We start from the raw sequence: 20,749 nt of genomic DNA, 5'->3' as shown, positions 1-20,749 counted from the left end.
GTCAGGTCACCCGCCGCCGTCGACGGGCTCGGGCCGTTGCCGGGCCGTCCGAGGCGGATCAACGCTGACCTGCAGCGGTCAGGTCGACGGACGCCACCGCACACCTCCCACCGCCGGAACGGCGCACCCGGCCGGTCTTCCCGCTCAGCGCCCTCATGAGGGGTGCCGCAGGGGGGCGGTCCGGCCGTCCGCGTCGTTGCTCCTGGTCGCGGTGGCCGGTCGGAGGCCGGCGACCGGGTTGCGCTCCCACCGGTCGCCGTCCTCGAGGTGGCCCGGCAGGGCGCGGGAGCCGTCGGCCCGGCCGCCGTGGCGGCCGATGCGCTCCAGGTCGTGCCCGGCGCGGCGGGCGGCGGTGGCCAAGCCGCGGCGCAGGGAGTGCCCGGTCCACCGCCCCTCCAGGTGGGCGGCGGCGAGAGGTGTGGCGACGTCGGCGGGGGCGTGGGCGGTCATCCGGCCGGGCGGCGATCCGCGACCGGCAGCGCCGGTGGGTTGGGCCGGTGGGCGGATCCCTGCCGCCCGGCGGCGTCGTGCTCGGTGCGGCCGCCCGTGCGCCAGGCCGGCGCGGTCTGCGCGGTCAGGTCCAGTGTCGGCGCCGCCACCAGGGTCAGTGTCGATCGAGGGGTGCCCGGGAGCCGGATACCGACCAGGGTTCTGCCCGTCCCGCACGCCGCGACGTGCAGCCCGCAGGTGTCCGGGTGGTGCGGGTGCCGTACCGCGTGGTCGTGCCCGTTCTGCTGGTCGGGGCGCATGGTGACGCGCCTGGCGGCGGGCTCCGGGCTGGCGGGGCTCATACGGGCCATTGCCCCGGGTGCCGCGGGGCGAAAGTGCCGGGAAGGGGTGGATCCGCCCCATGCGAACGGGCCCGGTTCCGCGGCTCGGGACTGGGCTCGCTGCTGCAGGTACCCGGCCTGCTCTTTTGCCCCTTCTGCCGTGGTTCGCGGTCGGTGGCGTTCGGGGAGCCGGCCGGCGCTGCGTTGGGTGCGGGGCGGCAGGAGGTTTCCTGCTGCCCCGCACGCCAACGCTGCGTCGACGTCTTCCTTGCTCAGTTGGCGGTGAAGGCGGGGTAGTCGGTGTAGCCCGCGGCGTGACCGGCGTAGTAGGTGTTCCGGTCGCCGACGGCCAGCGGGTGGCCCTGCGCGAAGCGCTCGACCAGGTCGGGGTTGGCGATGAAGGGCTCGGCGAAGGAGACCGCGTCGACGATCCCGTGGTCGAGGATCTCGTTGCCGAGGGCCTGGGTGAAGGCGAGGTTGGCGACGATGTCGCCCTGGTAGTGGGCGCGGTAGCGGGAGAAGAGGGCGATGCGCTCCTCGATGGCGCCGGGAGCGCCCAGGAGGTGCAGGTAGGCCAGGTTGCTGTCGTTGAGCTTCTTGAACAGCTGGTCGTAGTCGGCGAGTGTCTCCTCGTCCGCGGTGAACGTGGTTCCGTTGTCCCAGCCCGGGGACATCTTCACGCTGACGCGGTCGCTGCCCCACACGTCACTGACGGCGTCGAGGATGTCGAGGAGGAACTGGGCCCGCTTCTCGCTGCTGCCTCCGTAGGCGTCGGTGCGCTGGTTGAGGCGCGGGTTGAGGAACTGCGGGATCAAGTGGGACTGCTGGGCGTGGATCTCCACGCCGTCGAAGCCGGCGCGGCGGGCGTTCTCGGCCGCATGGCGGTAGTCGGCGATGGTGGCGGCGATCTCGGCGGCGGTGTAGGCGCGCGGGGTGACGGTGTCCTTCGGGCCGGAGGGGGTGAAGGACTTCTCGCCGGGGTTGATGGCCGAGGGCCCGGCGGGCAGGCGGCCGCCGAGGTGGTCGGGGTGGGAGGCCGCGCCGAGGTGGCCGAGCTGGGAGACGATCAGCCCGCCGGCCTCGTGGACGGCTTCGGTGACCTTCGCCCAGCCGGCGGTCTGCGCGTCGGTGTAGATGCCGGGCGCGTGGATGAAGCCGATCGCGTCGGCGCTGACCCAGGTTCCCTCGGTGACGATCAGGCCGGCGCCGGCACGCTGCGCGTAGTAGGTCGCGTGCAGGTCGGTGGGGGCCAGTTCGGCGTTCTGGGCGCGGGCGCGGGTCATGGGGGCCATGACGACGCTGTTGGGGAGCTCCAGCGCGCCGAGGCGGACGGGCTGCAGCAGGGGCTGGGTGGTGGTCATGAGCGACTTCCTTGTGCTGAGGGGGGTGGAGGAGGAGAGCGGGGAATGGGCGAGGGCCCGGCTCAGTCCTGCTTGAGGGCGTGGAGGCCGGAGAGTGGGCCGCCGAGCTGCATGAGGCGTCCGCCCTCGCGCAAGGAGCCGAGGTCGACGGGGGCGAAGCCGAAGGCGGCGGTGAGGTCCTTGACGGTGGTCTTGGCGTCGGGGTCGTCACCGGCGAGGAACAGCACCTGGCGTCCGGCCTGGTGGCGCGGGTCGGCGGCGATGTACCGGCCGTAGAGGGTGTTGAACGCCTTGACGACGCGGGCTCCGGGCAGCAGTGAGGCAACGTGTTCGCTGCCGGTCAGCTCACCCAGGTCGGCGATCTTCACGGGCGGGGGTGGGGAGAGGAACTGGTTGGTGGCGTCGATGACGATGCGCCCGTCGAGGGGTGGCAGGCCGGCTACCGCGTCCGGGAGCTGGGGCCAGCCGACTGCGAGCACGACGAGTTCCGCCGCGGCGGCCTCCTCCGGGGTGCCGGCCTGGGCGAGCGGTCCGAGTTCGCCGGCGAGGCCGGCCAGGGAGGCGGGGCCGCGGCTGTTGCTCAGTACGACCTGGTGGCCGTGGGCCACGGCGTGGCGGGCGATGGCCTGGGCGACGGTTCCGGCGCCGAGGGTTCCGATCTTCATGGCGGTGCCCTTCGTGGGGTTCAGGGTGCGGGGCTGGTGAGCAGGACGGTTCCGCTCTTGCCGGGGCGGCGGACGTGGTCGATGGCCTTCGCGAAGTCGGCGAGGTCGTAGCCGGCGGCGACCTCGAAGAGTTCCGGGGCGGTCGCGGCCAGGCGGGCGGCGAAGGCGACGTCCTCGGCCCGTTCCTCGGGTGTGCGGGCGGCCGTCCACTGGAGGATGGAAGTGCCCCGCACGGTCAGGGCCCGCGGGGTCAGCGCGAGCGACTCCAGTGGCGTGCTGCCGGAACCGAGCTGTCCGTAGGTGATCAGCGTGCCGCCGTCGGCGAGCAGCCCGGCCAGTTCACCGGTCAGGGATCCGCCCACCGCGTCCAGTACGACCTGGGCGCCGCGGCCGCCGGTCGCGTCCTGGACCTGAGTGCGCCAGTCGGCGTCGGCCGTCGAGATGGTCGGCAGTCCGGGGAAGCGCTGCCGCAAGGTCTGCGCCCCCGTGGCGCTGCGTACCAGGTTGACCAGCGGGATGCCGTGCTTGAGTGCTGCGGAGCTGACCAGCTTTCCCACCGACGAACCGGCGGCCGTCTGGACCACCGGGCCGGGCCGGCCGTGCCGGGCGTCCTCGACCGCCCGCAGCAGGGAGAGCAGGGTCAGCGGGTTGACCAGCATCAAAGCCGCGGTCTCGTCGCTGAGGTCCTCGGGCACCGGCACCACAAGATCGGTCGGCGCCGTGACGAGTTCGCTCCACGCGCCCGGCACCGGGAAGAACGCGACCCGCTGACCGGGCCTCAGGTCCTGCACACCCTGGCCGACGGTCTCGATGACGCCCGTTCCCTCCACGCCGGGAATCCGTGGCGTGGCGAACCGCTGCCGCGGCCCACCCGGCAGGCCCTCCACTCCCGCCAGGTCGCCGGGGTGGATCGGCCGGGACAGCACCCGCACCTGCACCTGCCCGGCCGCGGGCGCAGCGGGGGCCGGCTGCTCGCTCAGGCGCAGCACCTGCCCGGCCTCTCCGTGCTGGTCGTAGGCGATGGCGCGCATGACGCTCCCCTTCCACGAATTATTAATGATGTTCATCATCGTAACTTCTGCTATGATGAGACACATCCTTAAAAAGGTCAAGCGGAGAGCGACGCGAGAGGACGGCCATGCCGCGGATCACCAAGGAGGACAAGGCCCGCAACCGGCAGAACATCCTCGAAGCGGCGAGTCGCATGTTCCGCTCGCAGGGCATCGACGCGGTCGGCATCGCCGAGTTGATGAAGGAAGCCGGACTCACCCACGGCGGCTTCTACAACCACTTCGCCTCCAAGAACGACCTGGCCGTGGAGGTGTGCAGCGCCTCCTACGCCGCCTCGCTCGGGGGCATGGCCCGGACGATCGAGGACGGTCCGGGCCAGGACGGCTCTCCGCTGGAGCGGGTCGTGGCCGAGTACCTGTCCACCGCGCACCGTGACGACCCGGACGGCGGCTGTCCCTCCGCCTCCCTGGCCACCGACGCCGGACGGCACAGCGAAGCCGTGCAGAGCGCGTACGCCGAAGGCGTCGAGGGTTACCTCACCGGCTTCGCCGCCGAGTTCCTGCGCGAAGCCGGGGAGGAGGGCCACGAGCTCGACCCGGCCGAGGCCCGCCACAGGGCCATCCGCCTGCTCAGCGAAATGGTCGGCGCGCTGATGCTCGCCCGCGCCGTACGCCACGTCGCGCCCGGGCTCTCCGACGAGATCCTGCAGACCGGCCGCAGCCACGCCCTGGACTGATGCGGCTCAGGGTCGCTGCGGGACGTGGAGCCGAGGCCTTCGCGACAGACGGCCCGGCCCCGGCAGGCGCAGGAATGGACACGCTCCCCCGCCGGAGAGGACCACGGACCTGCCGGCGAAGTACGACCTCGGCTCCGCGGCGGAGCACGGGACGGCCCCGGGCAGGCTCCTGCCCGCGGCCGGCAGCAGCGACAGCCGCCCGGAGGACCTGGACACCGCCGAGCGCGACGCCGAGGCACACCTGCAGCGCACGGCCGGCAGACGCAACGACACCCTGCGCCAGGCGAGCACCCAGACGATCGGGCTGATGCGGGCGCTGGCCGCCTACCGGGCGCGCCGGGCCCGGGGTGGGGACGCCGGCGTCCCGCACGAGGAGGCCCGGCGCCGGGTGTCCGGCGGGCCCGGGGCGTGGGGTGCGGGGCCGCCGGGGAGCCGCAGGCCCTGGCGCGGGCGGAGCGGTTCGCCGAGGACGAGGCCGGCGGGGTGGGCCGGGTGGTCACCGCGGTGGACCGCCTCGCCGGCGCCCCGCGGCCCGAGGGCGCGTCCGGCAGCGCGCAGGTGCCGCGGATCCACGGGGGCGTCCACCGCGTGCCGTACGAGGTCGGCGACCGGCAGGCCCGTATCAGCGCGCTCCACCCCGGCCGCGTGCGCTGACCGCACCCCCGGGCGGCCCGCGCGCATGAAGGGGGCCGGGCGCCGCAGGCCATTGGCCTCGCCGACCTGATGAGGATGGGTGACATGGGCTCTGGCCGCAGTTCCGTGAACGATTGATCTTGCTGATGCAAAGCGGTCGGTGGGGCATCCTGATGCGATGGATGATGCTGAGACGGCGTGGAAGTCGTGGCTGTCTGGGCTCGCTCCATCGAAGCGGACTGCGGCGCAGGCGCTTCGGACGCAGTTCGAGGCGCTCGGTGCGGCGGACGCTTCCGACTGGGCGAGGTCGCAGATCGAGGAGGACCAGCCGCACCTGGCACGCTTCGTACTGCTCCGTTCGCTGTGGCGCGATGCCATCGACGGCTGGGCCGTCCCGGGAGCGTTGGAGCAGGTGGCAGCGGCCAGACGGTTGCTGGACGCGGGAGCGGACAGGAACGACCTTGCGCTGCTGGCCCGGGCCGTTGCCCATGAAGCCGTCTTCGCCGTGGTTGATCAGCTGGATCACGGCGCGGACGTGAACGTGCCCGGTGTGGAGGTCGGCTGGGTGGTCATGGAGTCCGGGGAGGACGGGACGCCCACCGGTCGGCCCCTTGCGGGCCTCCACGAGGACGTGCTGACGATGGATCCGAGCGGGCGCGACGGCGCGGACCTGTGGCAGTAGGCCACCGGGCCGGGCGATCGCGTGGTCGCGGCCGGGTGATGATCGCGTCGGGCGCGCCGGCCTGGGTGGCGTAGGGGACGAGCACGCCCTCGGCGCCGACCGCCAGCGCCGGTGGCAGCCACTGCGCCAGCAGCAGCGCCCGGAGGGCGGGCCGGCGCAGCAGGGCCCGGTTGACCCGCCAGGTCTCGCCGATGCCGGCCGGGCCGTCGGCGCGGCGGCGGCGGTGGGCCAGGCGCAGGTGCAGCAGGGCCGCGCAGGCCAGGCAGGTCGCGGTGGTGGTCCAGAGCGCGCCCGGCGCGCCGAGGGCGGTGATCAGCATGCCGCCGGTGGCGAAGCCGAGGACCTGGGTGGCGCCGGCGGCCATGGAGAAGGCGGCGCGGCCGAGGACGTGGCGGTCGCCGTCCGGCAGGTCGGGCAGCAGGGCGGTGCGCGCGGCGGAGGCGACGGCGCCGGGCAGGCCGGCGGCGAACACCGGCGCGAGCATGGCCGGCGCCGGCAGCAGGCCGGCGGCGAGCACGGCGCCGACCGCGGCGCGCAGCGCCTCGTGGCCGACCAGGACGGTCCGGGGGGGCCGGCGGTCGGCGAAGGAGAGCAGCAGCGTGCCGCCCAGGGCGTGGGGCAGGAAGCCCGCCGCGTACGCCAGCGCCGCGACCAGCGGCGAGCCGGTCGCCGCGTAGACGGTCACGGACAGGGCGAGCATCCGCACCGTCTCGCCGGTCAGGAAGAGCGTGCAGCCGGCGAACAGCCCGCGGAACTGGCCCACGGCGAACACCTCGCGCCCGGTGGCCGGGCGCGCCGCGGCGGGGGTGGTGGTCATGGCCGAGAGCATCACGGCGGGCCCGCTGCGGTGACTGTGCTTTCGCAGGGAGGCGAAAGGTGCTGGCCATCGAGGTGGGGCCCGTCGACGTGGCGCGGACCCGCTTTGCGGTCCCGCCGCTGGGCGAGGCCGTGCAGGCGCTGCGCGTCGCAGCCGGGGTGCAGGTGGGCGGGCCGCTGCGGCCGTGGGCCGAGCGCATCGCACCCCGGTATGAGCGGCTGCGCGAGCAGGTGCCCGCGGTCGGGGCGCTGACGGCGCTGTTCCGCCGCGGCGCCTACAACGCGGACTTCATCCATCCGCCGCCGCCGTCGGGCTCCGGCGGCTTCGCCGCCGAGCTGGCCGCCGTGCGCGCACCCCCCCTGCACCGTGCGCGCCTGGAACTGGCCCGCAACCCGGCGGGGCTGCCCACGCCGCCCCGCCAGGTGCAGCGGATCCTGGGCGCGCCGGACGTGGTCGCCCGGCTCGCCGACGCGCTCGAGGCGAGCTGGCAGGCGCTGGTCGAGCCGCACTGGCCGCGGCTGCGGGCGGTGCTGGAGCGCGACCTGGTCCGACGCGCCGGGCACCTGGCGGCAGGCGGCTGGGCGGCGGCGCTGGGCGACCTCGACCCGCGGGTGCACTGGCGCGCCGAGGGGCGGTCCGGGACGATCGAGGTCCGCACCGGCCCGCGCGCCGCGTGGGACCGGCGCCGGCCGGACGGCGAGGGCCTGCTGCTGATGCCGACGGTGTTCGGCACGCTGATCAGCTACGTCGAGCCGCCCTGGCGCTACGCCCTGGTCTATCCCGCCCGGGGCGTCGCCGACCTGCTCGGCCCCGGCGGCGCGCACACCGGGCGGCGAGGCCCTGGGCCGGCTGGTCGGCCCGCGCCGCGCGCAGGTGCTGCGGGCGCTGGACGTGCCCGCGACGACGACGCAGCCGGCCGCCCGCCTCGGCCTGAGCCTGGGCACCGTCGGCAGCCACCTGGCGGTCCTGCGCGACGCCGGCCCGGTCACCCGCACCCGCACCGGCCGGTCCGTCCACTACGCCCACACACTCCTGGGCGCAGCCCTGGCCGAGGGCTGACCACCGCCGGGCGGCCCGCCGGGCCGCCCGAGACGGACACCTGACGGCCTGTAGGCCGGGCCGGCACCCCGGCAGGCATGGAGGCCGGCTCGCGCTGAGGGCCGTCGATCCGTGGCGGTGCCCGCGCCGGCCGGTGCGGTGGCAGCGCTCCTGCACTGCAGTCCGCGTCTGGTGGGGCCGGCTGCGGCGGCCGCGTCGAGTGGGCGCGGCTGGGCGTGGACGCCGTGTTCGGCGGGGAGCCGCTGGGGCGGTGGGTCGCCGAGCAGTGGGCCGGGTGGGCGGGGTCGGAGGGGGAGCAGCGCGGGCTGCTTCCCGCGCAGGGCGTCGAGCAGGACCGGGCCGCGGTGGCTGCGCGGGCCGCAGCAGAGGCCTCGGCGGCGGCGCGGGGCTCGCGGGCGCAGCTATTCGAGCAGGGCCTGCAGGCACTGGCGCAGTACGCGGCGCGCACCGGCTGCGCCGCTCCCCCGCGCCCGCACCAGGAGACCGTCACGGGCCCGGACGGTACCGAGACCGCGGTCTCGCTCGGGGTGCGGGTCAACAACGTTGTGGGTCAACAACGTCCGCGCCCGGCGCGACAGGCTCGCCGGCGGGCAGGTCGCCGCGCTGGAAGCGGTGGTGGGAAGGGCACCTCGCCCAGGCCGGTGGCGGCGGTCTCGTGGGAGGCGTCGGCCCGCGCCCGGCGGCCGCCATGGAAGACCTCCACCTTGCGCCCCTCCCGGTCCTCCTCGTCGAGTTCGCTGAGGATCTCCACCGGCTCGTCCGCGAAGTCGTGGGTCCAGGTGACCCTCACGTGCCGCACGGCACGCTCCTCCTGCGCCGGCCGGGCCTGCTCGCGGGGACGTGCGGGTCGGCCGTCGCGGCGCAGCACGGTGGGCAGCAGGCGGTGCAGGGCGTCGGCGGCCCGCTGCAGCAGAGTACGGCCGGACCTCCTCGCGCAAGGAACGTGGAGAGCAGGGCGCTGTGGACGGGACCGCGCCGGCCTCAGGCGCAGCGGCCCGCGTGGCCCGGCCGCCCGGTGAGTTGCTCCGGCATGCGCGTCCCTCAGCGCCTGTCCGCCGCGGCACGGTCGCGCACCAGGCAGGGCCTCGCTTCCGGCACCGCCGCACGACCGGCCGGCCCCCTCCGCGGCGGCGGGGCCCCGGAGGCGTTCGGCGTTCGGTGCCTTCAGGGCCGGCCACTGCCCTTGCGCCGTTCGAGAGACACTCGTCACGTCGCGGAACGCGGAATTGACTTCAAGCGCTTGAGGTGCCGGAAGCTTCCGGTATGGCAGCAGCGACGACGGAACCAGCGGTGGGGCTGACCATCCAGGAGATGTCCCGCCGGTCGGGCTTCACCGAGCCCACCCTCCGCTACTACGAGAAGATCGGCCTGCTGGGCAGGGTCGCCCGCGACGAGTCCAGCGGCCACCGCCGGTACGGGCACGCGACCGCGGAGCGCGTCGTGGCGCTGTCCTGCCTGCGCTCCGCGGGGATGACGGTCAGCGGGATGCGCCGCTATCTGGAGCTGCTCGCCCAGGGCGACTCCGCGGCCGCCGAACAGCGGGATCTGTTCGCCTCACAGGCGGAGGAGCTGGCCGCCGACATCGAGCGGCTCCAGCTGCGCCTGACCTACCTGCGTCGCAAGGCGGACCTGTGGGACGCCGTTCTTCGAGGTGACACGGCCGCCGAGGAACGCGCCGCCGAGGACGTCACCCGCCTGATGAACCAATTCACCCAATGAAGGACCCGACACGATGACCACAGAAGAATTCGCCGTCCCCTCCACGGAGCCCGGGACGGTACTCGTCACGGGCGGTACCGGCTTCGTCGGCAGCCACTCCGTCGCCCGGCTGATACGCGAGGGGTACCGGACCCGTGTCACGGTCCGGGGCTCCGGGCAGCAGGCCGAGGTCCTGGCGGCGCTCCGTCAGGCCGGGGTCGATCCGGCGGACCGGCTGGAGTTCGCCGTCGCCGACCTCGAGGCCGACCGCGGCTGGGCCGAGGCCATGGACGGTGTCGACCACGTGCTGCACCACGCGTCACCCTTCCCGTTCACCCCGCCCGAGACCGAGGACGAACTCATCCTCCCCGCCCGTGACGGTGCGCTGCGGGTCATCTCCGCGGCCCGCAGGACCGGTGTCCCCCGCGTCGTGATGACCTCGTCCTACGCGGCGGTCGGATACACGGTGAAGCCGGACGACCGGTACTCGGAAGCGGACTGGACCGACCCGGACACCGTGGGCCTGCCCGCCTACCACAGGTCGAAGGTCCTCGCGGAGCGTGCGGCCTGGGACCACGTCCGCACGCACGGGGGCGTGGAGCTGTCGGTCGTCAATCCCACCGGCATCTTCGGTCCGCAGCTGACCGACCGGCCGTCCGGTTCGGTCGGTCTGGTCAAGCTCATGCTGACCGGGCAGATGCCGGTCGTGCCGGTCATGTACTTCGGTGTCGTCGACGTGCGCGACGTGGTGGACCTGCACCTGCGCGCCATGCTCCACCCGAGGGCGGCGGGTGAACGCTTCATAGCGGTCGGCGGACCGTCGATCAGCTTCTTCGACATGGCCCGGATCCTGCGTGGGCACTTCCCCGCCGCGGCCGCCCTGCTGCCCTCCGCCGAACTGACCGTCGAGCAGGTGCGCGAGGCCGCGAAGACCGAACCGGCCCTTCGGGAGGCCGCGATCCTGGAAGGCCGGATTCCCGTCATCAGCAATGACAAGGCCCGTTCCGTGCTGGGCTGGAACCCCAGGGGCGTCAGCGAAACGATCGTGGCCACCGCGGACAGCCAGATCCGACTGGGCCTGTCCCTGCCCGGGAGCGGCAGCCCCGCGCGATGACCGCAGACGGGCAGCCTGAAGCGGTGTGAGGAGGGCGTGCCGCTGATCGGCCCCATGGCCCGGTGGAACGAGGCCGTTCCGCCCGCGCCGAGAGGCCCTCGCCGGTCGCCGCCGGGGCCTCGGCATTCCAGCTGGCCGGGGTCGGGCGGACAGCTCAGCAGCCGGCGGTGGGTGCCCCGTCGATGGCGAGGGCGGCTTTGGCGAACAGGCGGCGGCCGTCGGCGAGGGTGAGGGTGGCGGCGAGCTGGTGGCCGAACCCGCCCGGCGCGGTGACGGCACCGGCGCCCGGCGAGCCGGCCGCGCGGTGGATCCGGTCGCGCAGCGGGGCGGGCGGGTCGGCCCACCGCAGGCGGCCGCAGGGCGCGGCGGGGCGCCGCGGGGAGGGAGGCAGGGCGCGGCCCCCGGCGCCGGGCGCGCCCGCGACGGCCGCACGCCCGACCCGGCGTCCGCGCCGGTCGCGATGCTGCTGGTCGGCCCGGGGCGGCTGGCACGCTCCGCCCTGGACGGGGCGCCGGCCCGAGACGGCCTGTCCCTGCGCCGCATCGGCGCCCTCGGCCACCTGGCGGCCCGTCCGGGGCTGTCCCTGACCGAGCTGGCCCGCCGCGCCGACGTCAGCGCGCCCAGCATGCTCGCCACCGTCCGGCGCCTGGAGGAGGCCGGGCTGGTGCACCGCGTCACCCCTCCCGGGCGGGGCCGCACCGCCCGCCCGGAGGCCACCGACGCCGGCCGCAGCGCCCTGGCGGCCGCCCGCCGGCACGCCGCCGCCCTCGACGGCCGCCTCCTGGCCGGCCTGGACCGCGACGGCCGGAGCACCCTGGCCGCCCTGCTGCTGAAGGCCGCCGCGAACGCCCGCGGCCAGACACCCCCCCGGAGGGGCACGCCCCTGACCGGTGCACACCCGGGAGGTGCGCCCGGCCCCGGACCCGCACCCCGCCCCCGGTGCCGTCCGCCCGGCGAGAGGCCCCGTGCGGGCGGCCCGGCCCCCGCGGCGGACCCGCCGGCACGGCGGCGGGCCGCGCCGGCAGCCGCCGCCGGCGAGGCCCGCCTGCCGCGGACCCGCCTTCGGCGACGGGCCGCCGCGGCGCCGGACCCGCGAGCGGCGGATGAGGGCGACCGGGGCGGCAGGAGGAGCAGCGGGACCCGCAGACGGGCCCGGGCGCGGAGGAGGACCCGGCCGCGGTCGCGGTTCGGGCTGCGATCGCGGCGCAGCCCGGCGGGGCGTTTCGCCCGGGGCTGTCCGCGCTGGTCGCCGAGGATGCGGCGGATGAGGGCGACCGGGTCCGGATGGCCGCCTGGACTCGGGGCGGTGCTGTTCCGTGTCCGGTGCGCGGGATACCTGTCGGGCGGGTGCACGGCTTTTGCGGCCGCAGGGCGGCGGGCGTGCCGGTGGACGGCCGGCGGATGGCGGTGGCCGCGCTCCGCGCGCCGCGGGTCCCGGGCGTTGACGACTTCGCACCCGGGCGCCGCGGCCGGGGCACGCCGCCGTCCTGGCCGACGCCGGTCGATGCGCTCCCCGGCCGCGGCACGGACGCCCCCGCAAGGCGGCTGCGCGGACACCCGGGCGTGGAGGCCGCCTGCCGGCTTGGTCCAGGTGCTGCAGGGCGGCGGCGCGGCCCCCGGGGGCCCCCGGGGGCCCCCGGGTCCTCGGGTCCTCGGGGCCTCGGGGCCTCGGGGCCTCGGGGCCTCGGGCGGGCCCGATGCCGCGGACGCTCTTCGGCGGCGGGGCGCAGCGGGGCGCGCCGGCGCCACCGGGGCCGGGTGCGGGCCGAAGGCCGCGTGGGCCCGGTCCGGCCGGCCCGGTCCCGCGTGTCAGCGGGCGGGTCGGGGCAGTGCCGCGGTCAGGAGCTGGTCGGCGAGCTGGGTCATCTGCTGTGCGGGCTCGGTGGATCCCAGGGCGGCGGCCAGGACCTGGGCGCCGTCGAGGATGATCATGAGCTTGCCGGCGGTGTCGTCCGGCTGTGCGGCTCCCGCCTCCCGCAGCTGGTCGCGCATCCATGCGCGGACGTGGGCCTTGTGGGCGACCGCGGCGCGGTGGGCGGGGTGGTCCGCGTCGGGGAACTCGCTGGTGATGTTCAAGGTCGCGCAGCCCCGGTAGCCGGGGGCGGCCATCTCCCGGGCGGTGAGGTCGAACAGCGCCCGGATCCGGCCGGGGGCGTCGGGCGCCTGGGCGGCGGCCTCCTGCAGGCGCTTCCACCAGTGTTCGTTGCGGTCGACGAGGTAGGCGGTGACCAGGTCGTCCTTGGTGGCGAAGTGGCGGTAGAGCGTGGCGTTGGCGACCTTGGCGGTGCCGATCACGAGGTCCATGCCGACGGCGCGGACTCCGCGCGTGTAGAACAGGTCCCCGGCCGCCGTCAGGATGTGCTGCCTGGTTTCCAGTGATGGGCGCCGCCCCACGGCTTCCTCCTCCGGTCCGCTCCCGCCCCGACGTTTCCCCCCCAGTATGAGACGGATCGTTCTCGCCATCAAATTTGACAGAGAGAACGATCCGTCTCATTCTCGGAGAGAACGTTCTCTCTTGAACGAGTCGGGGCTGCAGCAGGCCCCCGCTCCCACCGGATCGAAGGAACCACCCGTGCAGATCGACTTCACCGGCCGCACCGTCCTGGTCACCGGCTCCACCCTGGGGATCGGCCTGGCGACCGCCGAGGCGTTCGCCCGCGCCGGCGCCCGCACCGTCATCAACGGCCGCGACGAGAACCGGCTCCAGGACGCCGCCGAGAGGATCCGCGCCGCAGCCCCCGGCGCCGCGGTGACAGCGGTCGCCGCCGACGTGGCCACCGCCGAGGGCGCCGAGAAGCTGCTCGCGGCGGTCCCGGAGGTCGACGTCCTGGTCAACAACACCGGCGTCTTCGCCTCCACCCCCGTGCTGGAGATCCAGGACGACGAGTGGCGCCGCTTCTTCGAGGTCAACGTGCTCAGCGGGGTCCGGCTCGCCCGCCAGTACATGCCCGGCATGATGGCCCGCGGGCACGGCCGCGTCGTCTTCGTCTCCAGCGAGACCGCGGTGGACACCCCGCTGGACATGGTCCACTACGGCACGACCAAGACCGCGCTGCTCGCCGTCGCCAAGGGCCTGGCCACCGCCGCCGCCGGCACCGGCGTCACCGTCAACTCCGTCCTGCCCGGCCCCACCCGCACCGAGGGGATCGAGGAGTACATCACCGCCATGTTCCCCGACGCCGAGTCGTTCGACGCCGCCCAGCGCCGGTTCATGGCCCGCGCGCGGCCCACCTCGCTCCTCCGGCGCCTCATCGAGCCCGCGGAGGTCGCCAACCTCATCCTCTACACCAGCTCCGACCTCGCCTCCGCCACCACCGGCGCCGCCCTGAAGGCCGAAGGCGGCACCCTCACCTCCCTGCTGCCCTGACACCCGCCGCCCCCGGCCGCCCGCCGCCCGTCACGGACACGGCCCCACCCGACCGCCGCCCCCGCCGCCGCGCCGCCCCCCCTGCGTCTCCCGCTTCGCCGTGCCCGGCAGCCAGATGACCCTCAGGACCTGGAACGGAGCCGGGGCACCGGGGTCCGCACGGCGCCGGGGCCAGCTGCGGGACGGCGCGGGCGGCGGGCACGAGGCCGGCGTGCGCGGGCGGCGGGCACTGCGCAGCCCGTGGTGGGCGCGGGGCCGGGCGAGGCCGACGGGGTTCGCTTGCGGCGGGGACCCGGGGCGCGGGCCGGCGGGCAGCGGCCCGTACCCGGTCGACCGGCTCGGCGCAGGCCTGCACAGGATCGGGGCGCTCTGCGCGAGGAGCGGGGCGCGGGAGGCCGGCCACCGGGCGCGCACCCGCGGCGGGCAGGCACGCACCGCGGCCGACAGGCGGCACGGCCGGGCGCGTGCCCGGTGGGCGGCCGGCGGCCGTGCGGGACCCTGCCGGCCCTCTCCCCCGTCGAGGCCTGCGCCCACGCCACCGCGTCGAGCGAAGGCGGTGAGGTGCCCGCCGGCCTGGCCGGCCTGGCCGTGCGGGCGCTCGCCGTGCCGCCCGACCCCGTCTGCAAGGCGCAGGCCGTCCGTCCCGGTCGGCCTCGCGGCCGGTGAGAGCGCAACGCGATGCCCCGGCGGGGCGGGCGGGGGCGGCGGTGGCGGTGTCGCGGGGAGGGCCGGGCGGCTGTCCGGTGGCCGGCGGGGGTGCCCCACTCGCGGGGGTGCAGGTCGTGGCCGGTGTGGCCGGTGGTGCGGCTGCAGGGCACGGGTGAGGCCTGTACGGCCCTCACGTCCCTCACGGCCGTGGTCGGGGGGCCGCACGGCCCCAGGGGGCTGCGACCGCCCGCATCGTCGGCACGCGGCCGGCCAGGTCCCCGAGCACCGCGCACGTCCCTGTTCGAAGGCCTGGGTGGCCATCGCGGTTCCCGGGCGGTGCGCCCGGGCCGATGGGCCGGGGGGCGGCTCCTGCGAGTTGTACGGCCTGATGCCGGCTGCGGTCCCCCCAGGAGCGTCCGCCTGCGTCTGCGGGCATGGTTCACCGGTCTGCGGTGTCTTCGGCCTCCCGTCGCAAACAGGTCTCCCGGCGGGCAGTCGAGCACCTCGCAGAGCGCGGCGAGCGCGGTGAAGCGCACCGCCCTGGCGCGGCCGCTCTCGAGGACCGCCAGGGCGGCGGGGGCGATCCCCACCCGGTCGGCGAGGTCGCCCACGGACATCTTGCGCCCGGCCGGCACGACGTCGATGTCGATGTCGATGTCGATGTCGACGACGATCGGCACCGGATCACCTCGTCCGGCCCGGCCTGCAGCTGCGCCGCTTCGGCGTCGCGCGTGACGGCCCGGGCGAGCGGCATCCGCAGGACGAGCACGATGAGCGCGACCCCCGCGATCGCCACGCCGGTCCCGCGTCTCGTCCCGACCGCGGCCACCCCCTCCTCGGCCATCGCCTCCTCCCCGCCGTGCACCCCGGCGGACTGCGGCCGGGACCGACCCGACCGCCGCAAGGCGGGCCGGATCCGCGGCGGATCGCCGCGCCGGGAGAGTCCTCCGGCCGCGTGCGGGACGGGCGCGGCAGGAGGACCCGCGGTGCCCCGGACGAGGGCACGCGGGCCCACCGCAGCGTCGCGCCCGGAGCCCGCCGCCCCGCCGTGCGCCGGCGGCCGGCGCAGGGCCGCGCGACCTCGGGGTGGGCGGAGGGCCGGCCCTCGGTGCTGCTGCTCCTGGCCGTGCTGCCCGCTCAGGGCCCGGCCCCTGGGCCGCGCCGCCACCGGTCGCCCTCCTCGAGAGGGCCGGGCAGGGCGCGGGAGCCGCCGGGGCGGCCGATGCGCTCCGGTCCGGCCCCGGCGCGGCGGGCGGCGGTGGCGCGGCGGGCGGCGGTGGCGAAGCCGCGGCGCGGGCCGTGCCCGGTCCGCCGCCCGTCCGCGGTGGCGGACGCGCCGCGGCGGGCGGCGGCGCCGGCGGCGGTCTGGGCGGTCAGCCGGCCGGGCGGCGATCTGCGGCCGTCTGACCGCTCCAGGATGCGGCGCCGGTGCGGCCGTGTCCCCCCGCCGTCCGAGGACGCCGTCCCCCTTCGGCCGGTCTCAGAAGTCGTCCGCGCCGTTGCGGAGTTCGGGCGTCCAGTAGCCGGTGAGGGCCTTCGCCGGGTCGACGGCGATGCCGTCGCTGCCGGGCGCGGTGACGGCGATGACCGTGGAGTCGCCGTCCAGCATGACGGAGAACGCCGACACGGGTTCGTTGTCCTCGTCGACCCCGCCGTCCGACAGCTTCACCAGGGCGTAGGCCGGGGCGCCCGCGGTGAGGACGACCGGCGTGGCGGGCCTGCTCTTGGCGACGGCCGGGACGTCCTGCTTGTGGCTCTCCAGGAACTGGATGTGCGGGAAGCCCGTCAGCCGGCAGGAGTGCCCGGTGGTGTTCCTCGCCGTGAGGACGATGTGGGTGTAGGGCGGGCCGTCCTGCCTGGCGGCGGTGACCCGCAGGTCCTGCGCGGTGCAGGCCGCAGTGGAGGCGCTCGCCTGCTCGCCGGTCGTCCCGGCCGAGCCCGCGGGGGCGCCGCTGGGGCCGGAGCCCGTCGACTGCGCCGGACCGGCCGGGGCTGCCGCGTCGGGTGTCCCGGTGCTCCCGCCGGCCGTCGGCGCGGCGGCCGCCGGGGACGGTGCCGCCGGGGCCGGGGCGGCCGGCGCGGACGACGTCGTGCCGTCCCCGCCGCTCTGGCAGGCGGTGAGCGCCAGGGCGAGGGCCGTGCCCGCGGCGGCGAGCAGCGTGGAGCGGTGACGCGCAGTGTTCATGGAGGCTTCCCGGTGAGTGGTGCGGGCCGCGGCGCGGTGCCGTCGGCCGGTGTGTGCGTGTGCGGGGCGAGGTGGTCGGTCGATGCTGCCGTTCCGGTGGCCGGACGGCAGGGCGTGCGCGACCTCACGCGGCATGCGCACCCTGCGGCGGTGCCGGCGGGTGCGTCCGGTGTCTGACGTCAGTCGACCATGTCCGGTCCGCGCCGCCCAGGCGGTTCTCCCGGCAGAAGTACCGTCGGCGATACTTCTGCCGGGGGCTCTGGACCGGAGGAGCCGGACGGATCGGGGGCATCGACGGTGCGGGACGGCACGCCTTTCACGGGGGACTTCGGACAGCGGTTGCGGCAGCTGCGGGCTGGTTCCGGGCTGAGCCGGGAGGCGCTGTCGCAGGCGTCCGGAGTGAGCGTCAGGGCGCTGGCCGACATGGAGCGCGGACGCACCCGCGGGCCGCAGCGCCGTACGGTGCAGGCGCTGGCCGGGGCTCTGGGACTGGCCGGTGACGAGGCGGCGGGCCTGGAGAAGTCCGCCGCCGGGGGCCGCCCGCGCCCCCGCACGGCCCCCGGGCCGGCCGGCTCCGGCCCCTTGGCGCTGCCGCGCGACGTCCTGGACTTCACCGCCCGCGGCCCGGCGCTCGCCCGGCTGCTGGAGCTGGCGCAGGCGGCCGGCGGGGGGCGGCCGGTGGTCGCCGTGGTCAGCGGGCAGCCGGGGCTCGGCAAGACCGCGTTCGCGGTGCACGCCGCGCACCGCCTCGCGCCGTACTTCCCCGATGGGCAGTTCGCCCTGGACCTGCACGGCATGGATGCCGAGCCGACGACCCCCCGGGACTCGCTGGCCCGGCTGCTCGGTGCGCTGGGGGTCGCGGATGCGGCCATCCCGGCCGGCACCGAGGACCGTGCCGGGCTGTGGCGGTCCCTGGCCGGTGAGCGGCGCCTGCTGCTGCTCCTCGACAACGCCGCCGCCGAGTCCCAGGTCGCCCCCCTGCTGCCCGGGTCGGGCCCGTCCGTGACGCTGGTGACCAGCCGCCACGCCCTGGCGGGTCTGGAGTGCGTGGACCGTGTCGACCTGGCGCTGCTGCGGCGCGAGGAGGCGGTTGAACTGCTGGCCCGCATCATCGGCCCGGAACGGGTGGCGGCGGAGGCGCAGGCCGCACGCGATCTCGCCGACCTGTGCGGGTACCTGCCGCTGGCCGTCCGGATCGCCGGCCAGCGCCTGATGAGCCGGCCGCACGAACGCCTCGGCAAGCTCGCCGCCCGCCTCGCTGCCGAGGGCCGGCGGCTGGACGGACTGCAGGCCGGAGGCCTACGGGTGCGGGCCGCCTTCGCGCTCTCCTACCGGCACCTGCCGCCGCACTGCCGGACGGTGCTGCGGCGCGCGGCGCTGTCGGCCGGAGCGGACTTCAGCCCCGAGACCGCCGCGGTCCTGGCCGGCCTGTCCTACGACGACGCCGCCGCCTGCGCCGAGGAGCTGACCGATGCCGGGTTGCTGCACAGCGACGCGGCCGCCGAGCGGTACCGCTTCCACGACCTGCTCAGGCTCTACGCGGCCGAGCAGGTGGACACCGAGGACGGTCCCGAGGTCCGCGACGCCGCGCTCGACCGGGCCGCCTCCTGGATGCTGCGCCGCGCCACCACAGCCGCGCTGCACTTCGACGCCGACCACCAACGGGCCGTGCCGCAGGGCGACCCGGATCCGGACACGGCGCCCGCCGGCCGGGACGAGGCGCGGGCCTGGCTCGAGGCCGAGCGGGCCCAGTGGCTCGCCGCGCTGCGCCGGGCCCACGGCACCGGCCGTCACCGGCAGGTCGTGGACGCGGCGGAGGCGATGCACTGGTTCTCCGATCTCAACCAGCACTGGGAGCAGTGGGTGGAGGTGTTCCGGCTCTCGGCCGCCTCCGCCCGCCTGCTGGGCAGCAGGCGGGAAGAGGCGGTCCACCTCAACTATCTCTCCTGGGCCCACAACTGCTGCACGCACGACGCACGGGCCGCCCTGGGGAGCGCCGACGCCGCCCTCGCGGCGGCTCGCGCGTGCCGCGACGGGCTCCAGGAGGGCTGGGCACTGGGGTACGGCGCGGGCGCGCTCCAGCGGCAGGGCCGCATGCAGGAGGCCGAGGAGCGGCTGCGCGAGGGGGCACGCCGCCTGTCCGCCGAGGACTCGCCGCAAGGCCGGCTGGCGGAGCTGACGCTCCTCAACACCCTGGGCACCCTGCTGCGCGAGACCGGCCGGGCGGCCGAGGCACTGGACCTGCACCAGCGCAGCGAACGCCTCTGCCGTGCGGGCGTCCCCGGCCGGACGGACGGCGTGATCGGGCTGTACCTCGCCGTCACCCGGCTGCACATCGGCAACGACCTCGCGGCCCTGGAACGCTGGCACGAGGCCGAGGTGACGCTGCGGCAGGCCCTCAGCGCCCTGGAGGCCGCCCAGGTGTCGTCGTGGGCCGAACGGACCCGCCTGCACCTGGGCCAGACCCTCGCCGCCCTGGGGCACCCCGAGGCCCGCGCGACCCTGCGCAGCGCCCGCGACGCGCTCGCCGCACTGCGCAGCCCGCTCCACGCCGAGGCCGCCGAAGCGCTCGCCGCCCTCGACGACGCCGGCCTGGCCACCACCTGAGGGACCGCACGGCCGGCGGCGCGGCCGGCCCGGGACGGGCGGCCGGCGGCGCGGGCGGCGCGGGACGGGCGGCCGGCGGCCGCGGGCGGCCCGGGACGGGCGGCCGCCGGCGCGGGACGGGCGGCCGGCGGCCGCCGGGCCCGGGCCCGGCGAGCCGGCCCGGGGTGCCGGTGCGGCCTGCTGTCCGCGGGGCGGCCGCCGGCCCGGCACGCGGGACGCCGCGCACACCTACCGGCCCGGACAGCGGGCCGCCGAGCGGCGGTTCACGGCCGCGGTGCGCCCCGCCCTCCCGCACGGCGTGGCCGGCCGTCCTCGGCGCGCCGCGGCGAGACCCCCTCCTTCCACGGCCCGGACTTCACCGACGGCGCCGGCCACCGGTCGTTCGCCGAGAGCAGCGGCTTCGGCGGCATCGGCCCGGAGGCGCCGCAGGCGGGTGACACGGCCGTGGCCGAGCTCCACCGCGACGACGCGCGGGTGGCGCGGTCCACCGCCGGCGCGCGGGGCGACTTCGAGGTGCCGGCGGGCCCGGCCGGCTACCGGCTGGACCGGCAGACCGCGCGCACCTCGGAGAACTGGCGCTCCTCCACCGGAACGCGGACGTCCTGGACGTTCCGGTCAAACACCGCGGCCACCGTGGCGCTGCTGCCGCCGCTCGCCGTCGACCACCGCGCGCCGGTCGACCACCGCGCGCCGGTCGACCACCGCGCGCCGGTCGACGCCCGCGCGCCGGTGGACGCGAACAACGCGGTCGGCCCGCAGCGGGCGCACACCCTCGGGCTCGACGTCCGGCTGCCCGACGGCCTGCCCGCCCCGCGCGGGGTGAGGCCCGCCCTCGAGGCCTCCTACGACGACGGGCGGACCTGGAGGACGGCCGCCACCGCCGGGCAGGGCAGCGGCGGGCACTTCACCGCCACCGTGGAGCGGCCCTCCCGCGTGCGCGGCGATGCCCGGGTGACCTTGCGGGCGCAGGCCGACGACGCGGCCGGGGACGGCGTGCGGCAGACGGTCGACCGCGCCTACCTGCACCCCGGCACCCCCACCGGGCGGTGACGGCGAGCGGTGACGGCGAGCGGTGACGGCGAGCGGTGACGGCGAGCGGAGCGCACGGCAGAGACCGGCGGGCGGTGCGCACGGCTGAGACCGGCGGGCGGTGGGCACGGCTGAGACCGGCGGGCGGTGGGCACGGCTGAGACCGGCGGGCGCCGGGGCAAGGAAGTCCCGGCGCCCGCCGGCGCTCGTGCGCCGGCCAACCCCTGAGGCAAACGTCAACGACCTGGTCCGCACGTCGCGGACCGGACGATGGCGAGAGGAGTCCCGGGGATGCTCCAGGCGGTAGGCCTGACGGCGATCGAGGAGAGCGTCTACCGCCTCCTCGTCGCCACCGCCACCGCCTCGG

General features: G+C 76.6%; 19 protein-coding genes and 1 pseudogene. 10 read left to right on the top strand and 10 right to left on the bottom strand.

The window, feature by feature from the left end; genetic code table 11:
* Positions 1 to 153: 153 nt before the first annotated feature.
* The 5 genes from ACFY07_RS27320 to ACFY07_RS27300 all read right to left on the bottom strand — a co-directional run bounded on the left by ACFY07_RS27320 (position 154) and on the right by ACFY07_RS27300 (position 3,893).
* Positions 154 to 450, bottom strand: a complete 297-nt coding sequence (locus ACFY07_RS27320) for a hypothetical protein (RefSeq protein ID WP_390872217.1) — start codon at positions 448 to 450, stop codon at positions 154 to 156.
* The gene (locus tag ACFY07_RS27315; RefSeq protein WP_390872216.1) at positions 447 to 791 is read right to left on the bottom strand and encodes a hypothetical protein; all 345 of its coding nucleotides are present in this window, start codon (positions 789 to 791) and stop codon (positions 447 to 449) included. Before ACFY07_RS27315 ends, ACFY07_RS27320 begins: the two co-directional genes overlap by 4 nt.
* A 251-nt stretch (positions 792 to 1,042) precedes the next feature.
* On the bottom strand, positions 1,043 to 2,131 hold the full coding sequence (locus ACFY07_RS27310) for an alkene reductase (RefSeq protein WP_390872215.1): 1,089 nt from the start codon (positions 2,129 to 2,131) through the stop codon (positions 1,043 to 1,045).
* A gap of 62 nt (positions 2,132 to 2,193) precedes the next feature.
* Entirely contained in the window at positions 2,194 to 2,796 is a 603-nt protein-coding gene (locus tag ACFY07_RS27305; protein ID WP_390872214.1) for an NADPH-dependent F420 reductase, read from the bottom strand.
* Between the two features lie 20 nt (positions 2,797 to 2,816).
* Positions 2,817 to 3,893 carry an alcohol dehydrogenase catalytic domain-containing protein gene (locus ACFY07_RS27300; RefSeq protein WP_390872213.1) on the bottom strand — a complete coding sequence of 359 codons (1,077 nt, stop codon included), beginning with the start codon at positions 3,891 to 3,893 and terminating at the stop codon, positions 2,817 to 2,819.
* Positions 3,894 to 3,934: 41 nt separating this feature from the next.
* Between ACFY07_RS27300 and ACFY07_RS27295 the strand changes: the two genes are divergently transcribed.
* From ACFY07_RS27295 to ACFY07_RS27285, 3 genes are all read left to right on the top strand, one after another.
* The gene (locus tag ACFY07_RS27295) at positions 3,935 to 4,543 is read left to right on the top strand and encodes a TetR/AcrR family transcriptional regulator (RefSeq protein WP_390872212.1); all 609 of its coding nucleotides are present in this window, start codon (positions 3,935 to 3,937) and stop codon (positions 4,541 to 4,543) included.
* A gap of 408 nt (positions 4,544 to 4,951) precedes the next feature.
* Positions 4,952 to 5,197, top strand: coding sequence for a type II toxin-antitoxin system RelE/ParE family toxin (locus ACFY07_RS27290; RefSeq protein WP_390872211.1), 246 nt, complete (start codon positions 4,952 to 4,954; stop codon positions 5,195 to 5,197).
* A gap of 157 nt (positions 5,198 to 5,354) precedes the next feature.
* Positions 5,355 to 5,858, top strand: coding sequence for a hypothetical protein (locus tag ACFY07_RS27285; RefSeq protein WP_390872210.1), 504 nt, complete (start codon positions 5,355 to 5,357; stop codon positions 5,856 to 5,858).
* On the opposite strand, the gene ACFY07_RS27280 is transcribed toward ACFY07_RS27285, so the two are convergent.
* Complete coding sequence (locus ACFY07_RS27280; RefSeq protein WP_390872209.1) at positions 5,746 to 6,675, bottom strand: MFS transporter; 930 nt, start codon at positions 6,673 to 6,675, stop codon at positions 5,746 to 5,748. The two genes, ACFY07_RS27285 and ACFY07_RS27280, sit on opposite strands and share 113 nt — an antisense overlap.
* 59 nt (positions 6,676 to 6,734) lie before the next feature.
* Here ACFY07_RS27280 and ACFY07_RS27275 point away from each other — a divergent pair, with 59 nt between their 5' ends.
* Positions 6,735 to 7,778: a DUF5937 family protein gene (locus tag ACFY07_RS27275; RefSeq protein WP_390872208.1), complete on the top strand. Its 1,044-nt coding sequence runs from the start codon at positions 6,735 to 6,737 to the stop codon at positions 7,776 to 7,778.
* Positions 7,779 to 8,284: 506 nt separating this feature from the next.
* Here ACFY07_RS27275 and ACFY07_RS27270 read toward each other — a convergent pair.
* Entirely contained in the window at positions 8,285 to 8,533 is a 249-nt protein-coding gene (locus ACFY07_RS27270; protein ID WP_390872207.1) for a DUF6881 domain-containing protein, read from the bottom strand.
* 464 nt (positions 8,534 to 8,997) lie between these two features.
* Here ACFY07_RS27270 and ACFY07_RS27265 point away from each other — a divergent pair, with 464 nt between their 5' ends.
* The 3 genes and pseudogenes from ACFY07_RS27265 to ACFY07_RS27255 form a co-directional block, all read left to right on the top strand.
* Positions 8,998 to 9,453, top strand: coding sequence for a MerR family transcriptional regulator (locus tag ACFY07_RS27265; RefSeq protein ID WP_390872206.1), 456 nt, complete (start codon positions 8,998 to 9,000; stop codon positions 9,451 to 9,453).
* 13 nt (positions 9,454 to 9,466) lie between these two features.
* Positions 9,467 to 10,546, top strand: coding sequence for an NAD-dependent epimerase/dehydratase family protein (locus ACFY07_RS27260; RefSeq protein ID WP_390872205.1), 1,080 nt, complete (start codon positions 9,467 to 9,469; stop codon positions 10,544 to 10,546).
* Between the two features lie 460 nt (positions 10,547 to 11,006).
* Positions 11,007 to 11,183, top strand: a pseudogene (locus ACFY07_RS27255) (MarR family transcriptional regulator); the annotation flags it as partial.
* Positions 11,184 to 12,355: 1,172 nt separating this feature from the next.
* Here the strand turns inward: ACFY07_RS27255 and ACFY07_RS27250 are convergent.
* Positions 12,356 to 12,940 carry a TetR/AcrR family transcriptional regulator gene (locus ACFY07_RS27250; protein WP_390872204.1) on the bottom strand — a complete coding sequence of 195 codons (585 nt, stop codon included), beginning with the start codon at positions 12,938 to 12,940 and terminating at the stop codon, positions 12,356 to 12,358.
* Between the two features lie 178 nt (positions 12,941 to 13,118).
* On the opposite strand from ACFY07_RS27250, the gene ACFY07_RS27245 reads away from it, so the two are divergent.
* Positions 13,119 to 13,913 carry an SDR family NAD(P)-dependent oxidoreductase gene (locus ACFY07_RS27245; protein ID WP_390872203.1) on the top strand — a complete coding sequence of 265 codons (795 nt, stop codon included), beginning with the start codon at positions 13,119 to 13,121 and terminating at the stop codon, positions 13,911 to 13,913.
* A gap of 122 nt (positions 13,914 to 14,035) precedes the next feature.
* Here ACFY07_RS27245 and ACFY07_RS27240 read toward each other — a convergent pair whose 3' ends face one another.
* A complete protein-coding gene (locus ACFY07_RS27240; protein WP_390872226.1) occupies positions 14,036 to 15,196 on the bottom strand; it encodes a helix-turn-helix domain-containing protein in 1,161 nt (386 codons plus the stop codon).
* Positions 15,197 to 16,041: 845 nt separating this feature from the next.
* Entirely contained in the window at positions 16,042 to 16,746 is a 705-nt protein-coding gene (locus ACFY07_RS27235) for a DUF4232 domain-containing protein (RefSeq protein ID WP_390872202.1), read from the bottom strand.
* A 297-nt stretch (positions 16,747 to 17,043) separates the two neighbouring features.
* Between ACFY07_RS27235 and ACFY07_RS27230 the strand changes: the two genes are divergently transcribed.
* Together ACFY07_RS27230 and ACFY07_RS27225 are read left to right on the top strand one after the other, a co-directional pair.
* Positions 17,044 to 19,353 (top strand): ATP-binding protein, encoded by a 2,310-nt coding sequence (locus ACFY07_RS27230; RefSeq protein ID WP_390872201.1) that lies wholly within the window; start codon positions 17,044 to 17,046, stop codon positions 19,351 to 19,353.
* A gap of 444 nt (positions 19,354 to 19,797) precedes the next feature.
* Entirely contained in the window at positions 19,798 to 20,403 is a 606-nt protein-coding gene (locus ACFY07_RS27225) for a hypothetical protein (RefSeq protein WP_390872200.1), read from the top strand.
* Positions 20,404 to 20,749: the final 346 nt, after the last annotated feature.

The sequence above is a fragment of the Streptomyces sp. NPDC001380 genome, assembly GCF_042895785.1.
Classification (GTDB): domain Bacteria; phylum Actinomycetota; class Actinomycetes; order Streptomycetales; family Streptomycetaceae; genus Peterkaempfera.
The sequence above is the reverse complement of the archived record's forward strand: the minus strand, read 5'-3'. Positions and strand labels throughout refer to the sequence as shown.